12 protein-coding genes and 1 pseudogene are annotated in these 14,818 nt (G+C 65.3%); 4 read left to right on the forward strand and 9 right to left on the reverse strand.

Annotation, left to right across the window (positions count from 1 at the left end; all coding sequences use genetic code 11):
* Positions 1 to 1,218, forward strand: a 1,218-nt coding sequence (locus ACFPTO_RS14585; RefSeq protein WP_377712131.1) for an NAD(P)(+) transhydrogenase (Re/Si-specific) subunit beta, incomplete at its 5' end; no start/stop codon positions are given.
* 121 nt (positions 1,219 to 1,339) lie between these two features.
* Positions 1,340 to 1,546: a hypothetical protein gene (locus ACFPTO_RS14590; RefSeq protein WP_377712133.1), complete on the forward strand. Its 207-nt coding sequence runs from the start codon at positions 1,340 to 1,342 to the stop codon at positions 1,544 to 1,546.
* Between the two features lie 687 nt (positions 1,547 to 2,233).
* Here ACFPTO_RS14590 and ACFPTO_RS14595 read toward each other — a convergent pair.
* Positions 2,234 to 3,070 carry a response regulator transcription factor gene (locus ACFPTO_RS14595; protein ID WP_377712627.1) on the reverse strand — a complete coding sequence of 279 codons (837 nt, stop codon included), beginning with the start codon at positions 3,068 to 3,070 and terminating at the stop codon, positions 2,234 to 2,236.
* 173 nt (positions 3,071 to 3,243) lie between these two features.
* On the opposite strand from ACFPTO_RS14595, the gene ACFPTO_RS14600 reads away from it, so the two are divergent.
* Positions 3,244 to 4,089, forward strand: a complete 846-nt coding sequence (locus ACFPTO_RS14600) for a carbon-nitrogen hydrolase family protein (RefSeq protein ID WP_377712135.1) — start codon at positions 3,244 to 3,246, stop codon at positions 4,087 to 4,089.
* Positions 4,090 to 4,227: 138 nt separating this feature from the next.
* A complete protein-coding gene (locus tag ACFPTO_RS14605) occupies positions 4,228 to 5,568 on the forward strand; it encodes an APC family permease (RefSeq protein WP_377712137.1) in 1,341 nt (446 codons plus the stop codon).
* Between the two features lie 123 nt (positions 5,569 to 5,691).
* Here the strand turns inward: ACFPTO_RS14605 and ACFPTO_RS14610 are convergent, their stop codons facing one another.
* The 8 genes and pseudogenes from ACFPTO_RS14610 to ACFPTO_RS14645 form a co-directional block, all read right to left on the reverse strand.
* A complete protein-coding gene (locus ACFPTO_RS14610) occupies positions 5,692 to 6,378 on the reverse strand; it encodes a helix-turn-helix transcriptional regulator (protein ID WP_377712139.1) in 687 nt (228 codons plus the stop codon).
* Between the two features lie 97 nt (positions 6,379 to 6,475).
* Positions 6,476 to 6,865 (reverse strand): VOC family protein, encoded by a 390-nt coding sequence (locus ACFPTO_RS14615; RefSeq protein WP_377712141.1) that lies wholly within the window; start codon positions 6,863 to 6,865, stop codon positions 6,476 to 6,478.
* 381 nt (positions 6,866 to 7,246) lie between these two features.
* Positions 7,247 to 8,554, reverse strand: coding sequence for a THUMP domain-containing class I SAM-dependent RNA methyltransferase (locus ACFPTO_RS14620; protein ID WP_377712143.1), 1,308 nt, complete (start codon positions 8,552 to 8,554; stop codon positions 7,247 to 7,249).
* A 163-nt stretch (positions 8,555 to 8,717) separates the two neighbouring features.
* Positions 8,718 to 10,889, reverse strand: coding sequence for a site-specific recombinase (locus ACFPTO_RS14625; RefSeq protein ID WP_377712145.1), 2,172 nt, complete (start codon positions 10,887 to 10,889; stop codon positions 8,718 to 8,720).
* An 86-nt stretch (positions 10,890 to 10,975) separates the two neighbouring features.
* Positions 10,976 to 11,818, reverse strand: a complete 843-nt coding sequence (locus ACFPTO_RS14630) for a PqiC family protein (RefSeq protein WP_377712147.1) — start codon at positions 11,816 to 11,818, stop codon at positions 10,976 to 10,978.
* The gene (locus ACFPTO_RS14635; RefSeq protein WP_377712149.1) at positions 11,815 to 13,452 is read right to left on the reverse strand and encodes a PqiB family protein; all 1,638 of its coding nucleotides are present in this window, start codon (positions 13,450 to 13,452) and stop codon (positions 11,815 to 11,817) included. Before ACFPTO_RS14635 ends, ACFPTO_RS14630 begins: the two co-directional genes overlap by 4 nt.
* Positions 13,445 to 14,119 carry a paraquat-inducible protein A gene (locus tag ACFPTO_RS14640; protein WP_377712151.1) on the reverse strand — a complete coding sequence of 225 codons (675 nt, stop codon included), beginning with the start codon at positions 14,117 to 14,119 and terminating at the stop codon, positions 13,445 to 13,447. The genes ACFPTO_RS14635 and ACFPTO_RS14640 overlap by 8 nt, the downstream gene beginning before the upstream one ends.
* 17 nt (positions 14,120 to 14,136) lie before the next feature.
* A pseudogene (locus ACFPTO_RS14645) lies at positions 14,137 to 14,793 on the reverse strand (paraquat-inducible protein A); the annotation flags it as partial.
* Between the last annotated feature and the right edge of the window lie 25 nt (positions 14,794 to 14,818).

Genomic DNA, 14,818 nt, shown 5'->3' on the forward strand with positions numbered 1-14,818 from the left:
GGCGCGTATGTCGCCGCGCGCGTCGAGATGACGAAGATGCCGGAACTCGTCGCCGCCATGCACTCACTGATCGGTCTTGCAGCGGTGTGCATCGCGTATGCGGTCGTCTCCGAACCCGCCGCGTTCGGACTCGTGACCGCCGATGCGCCGTACCCGGACTTCCTGCCGTACGGCAACCGCGTCGAATTGTTTATCGGCACGTTCGTCGGCGCGATCACCTTCAGCGGCTCGGTGATCGCGTTCGGCAAGCTCTCGGGCAAGTACAAGTTCCGGCTCTTCCAGGGCGCGCCGGTGGTGTATGCGGGCCAGCATCTGATCAACCTGATGCTCGCGCTCGGCATGATCGGCTTCGGGGCTCTGTTCTTCCTCACGCAGTCGTGGCTGCCGTTCATCATCATGACGGTGATCGCGTTCGCGCTCGGCGTGCTCATCATCATTCCGATCGGCGGTGCAGACATGCCCGTCGTGGTGTCGATGCTGAACTCGTACTCGGGCTGGGCGGCGGCGGGCATCGGCTTCTCGCTGAACAACGCGATGCTGATCATCGCAGGGTCGCTTGTCGGCTCGTCGGGTGCGATCCTCTCGTACATCATGTGCCACGCGATGAACCGTTCGTTCTTCAACGTGCTGCTGGGCGGCTTTGGCGCGGAAGCGAACGGTGCGGCGGCGGCGGGCGGTGCGAAGGAACAGCGTCCGGTGAAGTCGGGTTCCGCCGACGACGCCGCGTTCATGCTCGGCAACGCCGAATCCGTGGTGATCGTGCCGGGTTACGGCTTGGCTGTCGCGCGCGCGCAGCATGCGTTGAAAGAACTGACCGACAAGCTCGTGGACAAGGGCGTGGATGTGCGCTACGCGATTCATCCGGTCGCCGGGCGCATGCCGGGCCACATGAACGTGCTGCTCGCGGAAGCCGAGGTGTCCTACGACATGGTGTTCGAGATGGAGGACATCAACAACGAGTTCGGCCAGACCGACGTCGTGCTCGTGCTCGGCGCGAACGACGTGGTCAATCCGGCGGCGAAGAACGATCCGAAGTCGCCGATTGCGGGCATGCCGATCATCGAGGCGTACAAGGCGCGCACGGTCATCGTGAACAAGCGTTCGATGGCGTCGGGCTATGCGGGACTCGATAATGAATTGTTCTACATGGACAAGACGATGATGGTGTTCGGCGACGCCAAGAAGGTGATCGAGGAGATGGTGAAGTCGGTTGAATGATGGTGTTGTAGTGCTTTATTGCGGCAGGGAAAGCGCGCAGCGATGCGCGCTTTTTTTTGGTTCGTTCCAGCGAATTTCCTATACTGCTCCCACTACAACAAAGAACGACCGGGGTGCACGAGTGGACAACAAAGACTTTGTCGATGATATTGCGACTCGATTGAGCGAGATACGCCGGAAGAAATATCGCGAAGACCTCGATCTATTGTCGATGGCGCTCACGGCGCTGACGATTCTCACGGGGTACTGGGCCTTGACCGGTGATCGGTTGATGCTGCCCGTTTCGGTCGTGTTCCTGCTGAGTTCGGCTATTACCTGGTGGTGGTGATCCTGGTGTCGAAATCATGCTGCTTCATCCGGTTCATCCAGGCGTATTTCAGTTTGGGACGTCTCCGAATCCCGACCTGCTCTCCGGCTCCTCGTATGCGCATGGGCCGGTGTGACGATGGTCGGGTTTTTCGCATACTTCGGGGGCTTTTCGCCAGCGCCCTCTTTATATCCCGTCATCGCGGTATCGGGAATTGTCTGGACGGGTGCGTTCCTTCTTCTCGTACGCTCCTCGGTGCCGACGCTTCGGACGGCGCACTCGATGTCGTTCCTGATCTTCTTTATAGCGTTCTTCCTCGCAAGCTCAGGACTCGGCACCGGATACACCCTTGGGTGGGCCTATACGCTGAGCTATGGTGCCGCCACTTTTCAGGATCGCACGGTCAGAAATAAGTGGGAGTCAGTGGGCAGGTATATGTGCAGATATCGCATCTCTTTAGTCGCGGACACTCTGCTCGCACCCGTCCACTGCGTTTCAAGATCAGCCTGGGAGCAACTCACGCCCGGCTCGATAGTTCAGGTAAGGCAGGTGAGTTCGGCTTGGGGCAGTGCGACTCGGGTCATCGACTCGCCGAAAGAGTAGTTGCCGCAGCGTCGCCCGGACGGGAATGCCAATGCGCGTCACTCCGGCGTGCGCGCGGGCAAAGCGCACATTCAGCTTGCACGGCTGCCCCGACGCCCCGGCACATCACTCAGCCTCACCCGCTTTCCCCGGCTCGTAGAACAGGGCGAACAGTTCGGACTGTGAGCCGATCCCGAGTTTTGCGTAGATGTGTTTTCTGTGTGCGCGCACGGTCTCGAATGAAATAGACAATTTCTCCGCCATCGCACGCGACGAGAATCCGCTCAACGACAGCATGGCCACTTCGATTTCGCGCGTCGTCAACGCGCCGCGTCCGCTCTTGTCCGTCAACATCCCAAAGCGCGCCTGCGGGTCTGGCCCCACACTTTCGGTGGCCCGCGCCTCTCGTGCCTCTTGCGGCGCTGCTTTCACCGCGAATTTTTCGAAGCGCAAACGCTGCTGCATCAACGCCCGCACCCAGGGCGAGTACAGCGTGAGCATGGCGATTTCGCGCTCCTCATACCTGCTCGTTTTGCCGAGCGAAAACCCCATTGTGTGATCTCGATCAATCACGACGTTGAAATGCACTTCGTCGCCGACGATATTTTTCTTGAAGTACCGTTCGTAGTATTCGGTCATCCGGAAATTGTCCGGTGCGACATCGGCGAGCGTGTAGAAACCCGACTCCTGCGCTTCGAATGCGGTGAGATAGAACGGATCGAGCTGATAGAGCGCAGCCAGATAATCCTGGAACATCAGATCAATCTTGCCGTCGGGCATCGCCTGCTCGGCGAGTACGATCGGCGCGGCATCGCGCACGAAACACAGCGCAACCCAGCTGTCGAATTCGATATGTCTTTCGAGCACGCGCGTGAGGCGCGCCCAGAAGTGCGGGCCATCGAGGGCATCGATGACCGAACCGATCTCCCGATGAAACGCGAGATCTCGCCACTCCAGGTCCATCATGTCCTCCGGTGAGGGTACCCCTCGTGGGTAATTCCAGGAAAAAAATAATACCTCGATAATCCATCATATTACGAGGCAGTGGCGCAATCCGTTTCGTGCGGCGAAGAGTCGTGCGAACGTGCGTACGCAAGTGACATGCTGCCGAAAGGTGTTTGGAAGGAGACGTTTTCATGCAGGTAGAACTGGCACAACTCGCGCTCATCGATGGCGACGTCGCGCACAACACGCGCAAGGTGATCGAGGCGATCGAACGGGTTGATGCGACGGGCGGCACGAAACTGATCGTGTTCCCCGAAACGACGTTGTCGGGCTTCCCGACGCGCGAAAACGTCGCCGATATTGCACAAACGCTCGACGGTCCCGCATTATCCTCGGTGCGCGACGCGGCACGAAAAAAAGGTGTCGCCGTTGCAGTGGGCCTCGCGGAACGCGACGGCAACGCGTTCTACAACACCTCCGTGCTCATCGATGAAAGTGGCGCCATTGCGTTGCGCTATCGCAAGACGCATCTGTGGGCATCGGATGTCGGCGTGTTCACGCCGGGTGATCGCTTCGTGACCGGCCAGTGGAACGGCCTCACGGTAGGTCTCCTGATTTGCTACGACATCGAATTTCCTGAAACGGCGCGCGCGGTCGGTGCGCTCGACGCCGATCTGCTGATCGTCACGAACGGCAACATGGATCCGTTCGGTCCGGTGCATCGCCGCGCAATCGCGGCGCGCGCGATGGAAAACCAGATGTGCGCGCTGATGGTGAACCGTTGCGGTTCCGGCGACGACAACCTCACGTTCGCGGGCCTTTCCGCAGTCGTCGATCCGTTTGGCGAGACCGTCATCGAACTCGGTCGCGACGAGATGGTTGCGAAGGCGAAGATCGATCTCACGCGTATCGAAGCCAGCCTCGAACATTACAACTATCTGCACGACGCACGCGTGCCGCTCGGTCTCGTGCCGGTCGAACAAGCAGACGGGAATCGCGCGTTGTTGATCGAAGCGACTCGCCGCCGCTACACGTAAGCACGTAAGCCCTTTAGCCGTTCTTCCGCGACATCGCGCAAGGCCATGTGCCCTGCGCGTGTCTGCTTACTTTCATTAAATGCCGGCTGTACGACAAAAAGGCATTCGTATCGGCCTCCCAAAGGCCAAGGAGACATAATGCAAACGTCGTCATCTTCTGAACCGTCTCGCCTTAAGCGCACGCTCGGCTTGCCGTCCGTGCTGCTTTTCGGTCTCGCCTACATGGCGCCGCTGATCGTCTACGGCACCTACGGCGTGCTCGCCAAGGCCAGCGACGACACCGCCGCTCTCGCCTATCTGCTCGCACTGATCGCGATCGGATTCACCGCACTCAGCTACGGCAAACTCGCGCGGCTATTTCCGGTCGCGGGTTCCGCTTACACGTACACGCGCAAGACGTTCAACCCGCACCTCGGCTTCATGATCGGGTGGGCGACGCTGCTCGATTATTTCTTCCTGCCGATGGTGATCTGGCTGATCGGCGCTGCGTATCTCAACGCCGCGTTTCCGCATGTGCCGACCTGGATCTGGATCGTTGCGTTTATCGTGCTGACGAGCGTTTTGAATATCGTCGGCATCGAACTGGCCGCGCGCTTCAATATCGTGCTGATGATCGTGCAGCTGGCAATCACCGCCATGTTCGTCGTGCTGTGCTGGCATTACGCGTCGGCGGCGGCTGGCCCTGGCGGCATCGCGATGGCCGAGCCGTTCTTCAAGCCGCACGTGCCGTTCGGCGCGACGATGGCGGGCGCCGCAATTGCAGCCTATTCTTATCTCGGCTTCGACGCGGTTTCTACGCTCACGGAAGAAACCATCGATCCGACCAGAAACATGCCGCGCGCGATCCTGCTGATTGCGCTGATCGGCGGCGCGATCTTCGTGATCGCGGCGTACACGATGCAGCTCGCGCACCCGGGCGTCGAATTCAAGGACACGGATTCGGCCGCATTCGAAGTGGCGAAGATGATCGGCGGCGATGTGTTCGTGACCGTGTTCCTCGCAGGCCTGATCCTCGCGCAGTTCGCGTCGGGCATCTCGGCGCAGGCGAGCGTCGGCCGGTTGCTCTACGCAATGGGCCGCGACGAAATTCTGCCCAAGCGCGTGTTCGGTTTCATTCATCCGCGCTTTAAGACGCCCGCGTTCAACATCGCACTCGCAGGCATCGTCGGATTGATCGCGCTGAAACTCGATGTCGCCACATCGACCTCGTTCATCAACTTCGGTGCGTTCCTCGCCTTCACGGCTGTCAATCTGTGCGTGGTTCGCGTGTACCTCTCGGGCAATCACGGCGGGCTCAAGATCGGCCTGATCGGCGGCATGATCTTCCCGCTGATCGGCGCGGTGGCCGATATCTGGCTGCTCGCGAGTCTGGAGAAGACTGCGCTCGTGCTCGGCGCCGTGTGGTTCGTGCTCGGGCTTGCGTATCTGTGCTGGATCACGCGCCTGTTCCGCCAGGCGCCGCCCGAAGTGGCAATCTGATCTGAAATCCAGAATCGCTTCGGCGGATCTCGCGATGTGAGCGCGCCGGGTGCACGTGATACGTGCACCCGGCGCATGCGCTTCACGTCCCGGCGCTAATGCCCAGCCTTTAACGCACAGCCTCTAACGCGCAGGCGCATTCACGCGCCGCAAGTAGTCGGCGAGCCTGCGTCCGCTCATGTCGGGAAACGGCTCGAGCACTTCGACGCCGGTCATGTGCGCGATGTCGAAATTGCGGAAATCCTCGCGCAGTTCGCACCACGCGCCGACGGTCCAGCGCGCCCCCCAGTAGACGAGCCCGAGCGGCCACACGCGCCGTTCTGTGTGCGCGCCGAGCCGGTCGCAATAGGCGAAGCGCACGACGAGCCCCGTGTCGACGGCGCGGTGCAGCGCATCCACTTTCTCCGAAAATGCCCGGTCGACGTGATACGACGGCGCGAACACGGCGAGGCGTTCGAGCACCACGCGCTTGTCCGCCGGCATGGCCGCGGCGATTTTCGCGAGCGCGCCGCGTGCGCCGCCCGCGAGCGCTGCGCCGCCCCACGATTCGGCCATGCGCGCGCCGACGGCGAGCGCGGTGAGTTCGTCGGCGGTAAACGTGAGCGGCGGCAGGCTCGCGGTGCGCGCAAGACGGTAGCCGATGCCCGCTTCGCCTTCGATCGGTACGCCGGACAACTGCAGGTCGCGCACGTCGCGGTAGACGGTGCGCGGCGAGACTTCGAGCCACTCGGCGAGTTGCTGCGCGGTGGTGAGACGCCGTCCGCGCAATAGCTCGGCGATGCGGAACAGCCGGTCGGCACGACGGGACATAAGGGCGCGAGGAATCGACGGAGAAAGGGACGGATGGCCGTCTGGCCGCTTTTCTACGGCCATCCGCCCATGGCGCGATCATAGCGCCGCGCGTGCGTTAGCCGAGTTTCGGTGCGTGCAGCCCGACGCGGTTGCCTTCGGTGTCGATAAAGAAGCCGATATAGCCGAAATTGTTCGGTAACTCCTGCGCCGGGCCTTGCTTCTTGCCGCCGGCCTTTTCGATGCGGTCGAGCACCGCTGTCACCGAAGGCTGTGCGTTCAGATAGACGAGCACGCCCTTGGGATCCGGCTTCGAGTCGCGCGGATTGAACACGATGCAGCCGCCCGTGTGGGCTTCGGCGTGGGCGAACAGCGCCATCGGCACGCCGCCGACCACGTCGCGCTGCAACGGCGTATCGAGCGCTGTTTCGTAGAAGCGGGCGGCGCGCTCCAGATCGTACGCAGGGATTTCGAACCACGAGATGACATGGGACATTTCGGTCGACATGATGCGTTCCTCGATTGCGGACTGCTGACGGTGAGTGTTGCGGCTTCGCCAGATGGCGTAAGCGAAGTGTGCGGGGGCGCTGCTGACAACGTACTGTCAGCAGAGGGGCGGGCGGCTGGCAGTATCCATCCGGTTTATTGAGGCTGGGCTTTGCTACGTAGCTACGTAGCGATGGTTCGACGCCGCGCCGGTCACGGGCACGATTCGATATCGGCGGTTGCTACGGGAAAATAAAGTGTGGAGTACGAAACGAAGCGGGCGGAAGCCGCAGCGATCTTTGCAACTCCAAGTACGCTGCGCCGCGCTCAGGCGGGCCAGCGTGCGGCGCGCATCCTTTGGGGATGCGCGCCGCCGTTGAATCGGGCGCTAATCAAGCGCTAATCAGGCGTTCCCGCCCGGGTTCGCATTGTCCTGCACGGGACGCTGACGCACGCTGCCCGCGATCAGATCGAAGCGGAACAGGCGGCATTCGAGTGCGCCGTTGTAGAGCGGCGTCTTCGCCGATTCGCGCAGGCGCAGCTGGCCCGGCAGCTTGCGGTCCGAGGTCAGCACGAACGCGCGCCAGCCGGTGAAGCGCTGCTTGAGCGCATCGCCGAGCGCCTGGAAGAATTCGGCGTCGGGTGCGTCGGCGTCGGTCTGGGCGCGGCGAAAGCCTTCTTCGGCGTCGTCGCGGTCGCGCGACGTAGGCCGCGCTTCGCCGCGCGCGTTGCGCCCGCGCACTTCGATACGCTCGCCATACGGCGGATTCGCGACGAGGATGCCCGGCGCGTCTTCAGGCGGCGTCATGTTGCGCGCGTCGAGCTGCTTGAGCGGCACATTGCCGAAGCCCGCGCGCGCGAAGTTGGCGCGCGCCTTTTCCAGCATCACGTCCGAAATGTCGCTGCCGTAGATGTGCAGACCGGACGTGCGGCTTTGCGCGGTGTTGCGCGCCGTGTTCGCCTCGCTCTTCAGATAACGCCAGGCGGCCGTGTCGACTTGCTTGAGGCGCTCGAAGCCGAAGCTGCGGGAGAGTCCCGGCGCGATGTCGAGCGCGACCTGCGCCGCTTCGGCGAGGAACGTGCCGCTGCCGCACATCGGGTCGTAGAGCGGCGTGCCGGGCGTCCAGCCCGTGAGACGCAGGATGCCGGCGGCGAGGTTCTCGCGCAGCGGCGCCGCGCCCTTGTCGAGACGCCAGCCGCGCTTGAAGAGCGGCTCGCCCGACGTGTCGAGATAGAGCGTGCAGTCGCTGGCGGTGAGGAACGCGAATACGCGCACGTCGGGATACGCGGTGTCGATGCTCGGACGCGCACCCGTTTTCGAGCGCATGCGGTCGCAGATCGCGTCCTTCACGCGCAGCGTGGCGAATTCGAGGCTGCGCAGCGGCGATTTGATCGCGGTGATGTCGACGCGCAGCGTTTCGTTCGGCGTGAACCACTGCTCCCAGCGCTGCTCGGCGGCGAGCGCGTAGATGTCCTGCTCGCTGCGATACGGGCGCTGGGCGATCTTCAGGAGCACGCGGCTCGCGATGCGCGAATGCAGATTCGCGGCCATGCCGCCGGCCCAGTTGCCGCGGAAGTGCACGCCGCCAGGCACATCGGCGCCGACCTCCAGCGCACCGGGCGGCAAGCGCCGTTGCGCGGTTTCGGCCAGTTCGGCGGCGAGCGCGGTTTCGAGCCCGCGCGGGCAGGGAGCAAAGAATTCGAAGGACATGAAGAAAGACGGGACGCTGCGGGGAAGGCGCTATTGTACGCGGGTTGCGGCGGCGGGCCGCCCGGATGTCGGGCGGCGTGGCCGGACCGCCTACCGCGCTCCTAAACGGTGCTGCACTGCCGTGCGTCAGTGCGGCACCTCAGTGCCGCCCTCAGTGCCGCCCTCAATGCCGCCCCGCCTTCGCGCCGTCCCGGCTCTTGCGCATCGGCCAGAAGAGGTCGATCGGACGGCGCACCACGCGCCGCTGCAGCGCGCGCATGAGCGGCCGCACGTCCTTGTGCCGCAGGCCGCGCGAGCGCAGCGCCATCTGCATTGCGAGCCCGAAGCTCACCGTCACGTTGAGCACCGCCATGCTGGCGACGCCCGCGGCGGCCCACCAGAGTTCGGCGGTTTCGAGCGTCGCGGCGCCGAGCACGCCCATCGCGACGCCGATCGCGCCCGCCGAGAGCGTCACGTGGCGCACCTCGAACTGGAACGCGAACGCGGACACGATGGCCGGAACCAGCCCGAGCAGCATCCCGAGCACGACGTTGCCCCAGACACCTCCGGCGTTCGCGCGGCAGAAGCGGGCGAAGCGCGCCGCGCCCGAGGTGCCGAGGGTGAGGCGCAGACGCCGGTTCCACGCGAGCGCGTCCTCGACGCGATGCAGCACGAACCAGTTGTCGGCCCAACCGGCGAACACGCTCGATGCCCACAGCAGCACGCCGGTCAGCGCGGCGTAGAGCGGCGTCGGGCCCGCGAGCGAGAACGACTGCAGCGTACTGTGCGCTTTCTCGGGCGAGATCAGGCTCGCATCGAAAAGCCAGCCGAAGACGAGCTGGATCGCGAGGCACGCCGGAAACACGATCAGGACGTTGCCGAGCACCGCCGCCGCCTGGGTGCGGATCAGCGCAACCACCGACGAAACGAAGCGCGCGCGCCCCGGTGCCTTGCCGGTGCCGTCGAGTTCGCGTGCGAGCGTCGGCGCGGTCATCGCGGGCTGCTTGGTCGCGAGCGAGAAGTGGCAAAAGTGGATCGCGAGAAAGCTGAGCGCGTAGTTGAGGCCCGCGAACACCCCTTCGACAATCGACGGCAGGTGCGCCCCCGTGATGCCGAACTTCACGTACACCGTCACCGCCGTGACGAGTCCGCCGCCCGCGGCCATGCGCAGCATGGTCAGATACTCGGCGCGGTTGCGGGCGATGTAGTGTTCGCCGGTGTCGGCGCTCAGCTCGACGACCTTGCGCGAGAGCAACGCGAAGTTGCTGCGCAACAGGTGCGAGACGCTCTGGCTGGCCTGGTTCGCGCTCACCAGATCGGCGACGAGGCGCGCCTGAAGGCGCACGTCATGCGACGCCATCCATGCGTCGAGCAGCCGCTCGGCGCGCTGTACCCGCATGCGCATGCGATCGACCTGGAACACCGTGTCGACGCGCACGCCGTGACGATAGAGGTGGGCGAACACGTCGTCGGTGGCCGCGCGGCAGCTGTCGAGCAGCAGGCGCAGCCAGCGCACTTCCTGGAGCAATCGCTCCGGTTCGCCCGCGTCGCGGGCGTTCTCCACGGCGAGCATCGCGCGGTTCAGGCGGTAGAACGGCAGGCGTTCGACGTCCGCCGGGGCATCGTCGTCCAGCAGGCGGCTGCGGACCGTCGACGAAAGGCCCGTCGAGCTGATCTGGCTCGTGAGGTTGTGAAGCGCCGTCAACAGATCGACCGGGAAGTCGCTGCGCTGCCGCCCGCGCGGCGTGGTTGCGGCCGCATCGGGTTCGTCTCCCGCAAGGGCGGTGCTGGGAAGCGGCGCGCGCGCTTCCTCCGGTTCGACGATCAACGCGTGCAGCCGGGTCAGCAGATCGAGCGGCAGCGTCGCAATCCAGTCGGGATCGTTGTCGTTCGGAAACATCAGCGTGAAGAGCGCCGCGAGGTCGCGCCGGCTCGGCGCGGGCGGGATCAACTGCGCCTGGATGCGCTCGACGAGCGCGCCGGTCAGGCCCGAATGCACGGGCATGCCCGCGTCGCAGAGCAGCGAAATGCTGTCGCTCTCTCGCAGCAGCTTGCGGATGATCGCGCCGACGTTCGCCCGCCACGCGGGATTGCGCTCGAGCACGTGCAGCAGGTAGCGCACGCGAGCGTGCTCGGGCGGTGCGGAGCGCGGTTCGTCGTCGGAAGCCGCGCGCGCGAGGTCCGTGGCGTCGAGCGTGCCGCGCCGGTGAATCCAGTGCATCAGCTCGATCAGCCAGTCGCTGCGTTCGGCGTAAGGGGCGTCGGCATCGGCGGTGGCGAGCAGCGCGTCGAGTTGCTGCACTGTGCCGCGCGATGCGCGCCATTTCTTCCAGAGAGATTTGAACGAATGAATCATGGGGCGTAACGTGCCTGCGTTGCGCCTCGGGAGGAGGCAGGTGGCACCTGCGGCACGGTCTGTCCCGTGCAGCAGGCGTGGTGGGATTAGCCGGGCGTCGTGCCCGGCGCGGCGGAAGAGGTGGACGATCCGGCTGCGGCAGCGGGTGCCGTGGCCGGGCAGGGGATGAGGGCGGCGGGCTGTGTGTGGCGGGTGTGCTTCGCGCCGCCAGGAGCCGGTTGCTGTTGTGTCTGCGTCTGCGCTTGCGGCTGGGCCGCGAGCGCGCGCACGCCGCTCGCGATTGCCGTCGACAGCGCCGCGACCGCGCGCCGGTGCCCGGTGACGAGCGCGTCGTAGCCGTCGCCGACCGGTTCGTTGAGCACGCTGCGGCAGGTCATGACCGTCTGCGTCGCGAGTGAGCGCACGCTCCATACGGCGTCGACGAGCGCGTGCGAGCCGGGCCACGATTCGAAGCGCTGCACGTTGACGCTCACACGGTAGACCGGCACGCCTTCGGGATGCGGCGAGCCGTAGACGTCGATGGTGCGGAGCTGCTGCGTGAGGTCGCCCGACAGCGCGCGGCGGATCTCGTCGCCCGGCATCGACGCCCAGCGCTGCTGTTCGAGCACGAGGACCCGGGTCGCGTCGGTCTGCACGACGAACTGCGGTTTCGCGACTTGCGGCGGCACGTTGACCGGCGCGAGTTCGATCAGCCACGCGGGGTTGCCTGCGGTGACCGATGCTGCCGCAGGTGCGGCGTCGTCGCTCGGGCTCAGCGTGTAGAAGTGGCTCGGCGGCGAGGCGCAACCGGCCAGCAGTGTGGCCGCCGCCGCCGCGGTGGCGAGCACCGCCGCGCGGGCGGCGTGCGTGGCGATTGCTGCGATTGCGGCAGTTCCAGCGCGGCGGCCGGTCCTGCCGGCGTGCCGGGGAGGGAGCCGGTCGAACGTCATGGCTTGTCTCCTGATTTGCCGCGCAGCAGCGATTCGGGATGGCGCTCCAGATAATCCGAGAGCGAGTTGAGCGACTGCAGCGTGCGCGTCAGTTCCTGCATCGCCTGATGCACGTCGGACTGCAGCGGCGAATCCTGCTGCAGCGTCGCCTGGGCCGCGCTGAAGGTCTTCTGCGCTTCGCCCAACGTGCCGCGCAACTGCGGCAGCAGTTCGGTGTTCACCTGGGCGAAAAGCTGGTTGGCGCTCTTGAGCGAATCGTTCAGGTTCGAACCGATCTGGTCGAACGGTATCTTGTCGAGCTTCTTCGCGATGTCGGCCACCTGGAGCTGCAGTTCTTCCAGCGAGTTCGGAATGGTCGGCAGTTCGAGCGGGTCGTGATCGAGATCGGTGTGCGACGGCGCGGCCTTCGGGAAGATGTCGAGCGCGACGTAGAGCTGGCCCGTGAGCAGGTTGCCGGTGCGCAACTGCCCGCGCAGTCCGCGTGCGACGAGGCGCTTCATCAGTTCGTGGGCCTGCGGCGTATGCGGCGGGGGCGGCTGGCCCCGGCCGCGACGCGACAGACGCAGCGGATACAGATCCATCGCGACCGGCATCGTGAAGTTGTGCTCCTTCGCGTCGTATTCGATGCCGATGTCGGTGACCTGGCCGAGCACGATGCCGCGGAAGTCCACGGGCGCGCCGACCGCGAGCCCGCGCAGCGACTGGTTGAAGTACATGACCACGTGCAGCGGCGCGCCGTCGGGCTCGCGCATCGCCTCGACTTCATCGGAGGCGAGCGTGAACACCGAACTGTCGGGTGCCTGCGGCCCCGCCGACTGACCCGGCGGCGCCTGGAACGCGAGGCCGCCCACCACGACGGTCGCGAGCGACTGCGTGTTCACCTTGATACCGTTCGAATCGAGTTGCACGTTCACGCCGCTCGCGTGCCACCAGCGCGTGTTGGTGCCGACGTACTGGTCGTACGGCGCGCTCACGAACACGTGCACCGTGACGCCGGTGCCGTCCTTGTCGAGCGAGTAGCCGGTCACCTGGCCCACCTGGATGCGCCGGTAGAAAATCGGCGTGCCGATGTCGAGCGAGCCGAGCGTTTCGCTGTGCAGCGTGTAGCGGTGGCCTTTCTGGTCGATCGTGACGGCGGGCGGCGCGTCGAGCCCGACGAAGTCCGTGGCGGATTCGGTCGAGCGGCCCGCGTCGGCGCCGATATACGAGCCCGACAGCAGCGTCGAGAGCCCCGTAACGCCGCTCGCGCCGATGCGCGCGCGCACGACCCAGAAGCGGCTGTCCTTCACGGCGAACGCTTCGGCGTCCTTGGTCAGCTCGACGGTGACGAGCACGTGCGAGAGGTTCGGCGAGAGTTTGATCGCGCGCACCGAGCCGATGTCGACGTCCTTGTACTTCACCTTGGTCTTGCCGGGTTCGAGGCCTTCGGCGTTCGCGAAGCTGATCGTGATGGTCGGACCGCGCATGGCCACCGACTTCACCACGAGCGCCACGCCGATCAGCGCCGCGACGAGCGGCACGATCCAGACGAGCGAGGGCAGCCAGCGCTTCGGTCTGACGATTTCCGGCTCGGGCAGATCGGGCGGGAGCGGGCCGCCCCCGCTGGGTGGGGTCGGTCCTTTCGGGTCACTCATGAGGATGATCCTGAGTAGATGGCTCGGGTGTGTGCGTGCCTGTTTGCCTGTCTTCGTCGACGGGGTCCCAGATCAGGCGCGGATCGAACTGCATCGACGCCATCATGGTCAGGACCACCACCGAGCCGAACGCAATCGCGCCCGGACGCGCCGTGATCACGGCCAGCGACTGAAAACGCACGAGCGCGACGGTCAGCGTGACGACGAAGACGTCGAGCATCGACCAGCGGCCGATGAACTCCACGAGCCGGAAGAGCTTCGCGCGCTCGACAGGGCGCCACTTCGAGCGGCGTCCGGCGGTGAGCGAGAGGAGCACGAGCACCGTGAGCTTGAGCATCGGCACGAGGATGCTCGCTATGAACACGATGATCGCGAGCGGCCATGAGCCCGAGGTCCAGAAGTAGACGACGCCGCTCATGATCGTGTCGTCTTCTTCGCCGACGAGCGTGGCCGTGTGCATGACCGGCAGCAGGTTGGCGGGAATGTACAGCACCGCGGCGGCGATGAGGAGCGCCCACGTGCGCGTGAGGCTGTCCGGGTGGCGCTCGTGGAGCGTTGCGCCGCAGCGCGCGCAGGGTGACGGGGCGGCGCTGCGCGGGCGTGGCTGGACGCGCCCGCAGGAGCGGCACGAAACGAGCCCGGCAACGGAAGCGGTCAGGTATTTCATCGGTCGCCTCAGTGCGGGGACGCGCCCGTCGGGTTCGGACGGGGGCGCGGCGGCCTGGGCGCGGCGGGGGCGCGCAGGGCGTCGGCGATATCCCAGAGCGTGCGCGCGTCGAACGTGACGACCACGGTGAACATCAGCGTGAGCGCGCCGAATGCGAAGAGCGCCGTTTCCGGAATCACGCGCGCGAGGCTCACCATCTTTACGATCGTGATCAGCACGCCGAGCATGAACACTTCGAGCATGCCCCAGGGCCGCACGAATTCGATCGCGCGCAGCACGCGGTTGAAGCCCGGCGGCACGACGCCGCGCCGCACGGGCAGCAGCACGTAGAGCAGGGCGACGAGTTCGGTGAGCGGAAAGAGGATCGTGGCGCAGAACACCATCAGCGCGACGATCTGCATGTCCTCGCTCCACAGCACGAGGAGCGCGCCGAAGAGACTCGATTCCGTCGTGATGCCGTTGGCGTCGAGTTCGAGGATAGGAAACGATTGGGCGATGATGAACGTGACGAGCGCGGCGAGCGTCATCGCGCAGATGCGGTCGAGCTGCGCGGAGCCGCTGCTATAGAGGGTCGCACCGCAGCGGGAGCAGCGCGCGGTCTGCCGGCCGAGCAGACGCGGCTTGCGATAGAGCGCGTCGCAGTCGTGACACGCGATCAGGTGTTCGTAGGCCATGCTCGCAGATGACGCAAATCGACGT

Origin of the sequence: Paraburkholderia denitrificans (assembly GCF_042655705.1) — a bacterium.
Classification (GTDB): Bacteria; Pseudomonadota; Gammaproteobacteria; order Burkholderiales; family Burkholderiaceae; genus Paraburkholderia; species Paraburkholderia denitrificans.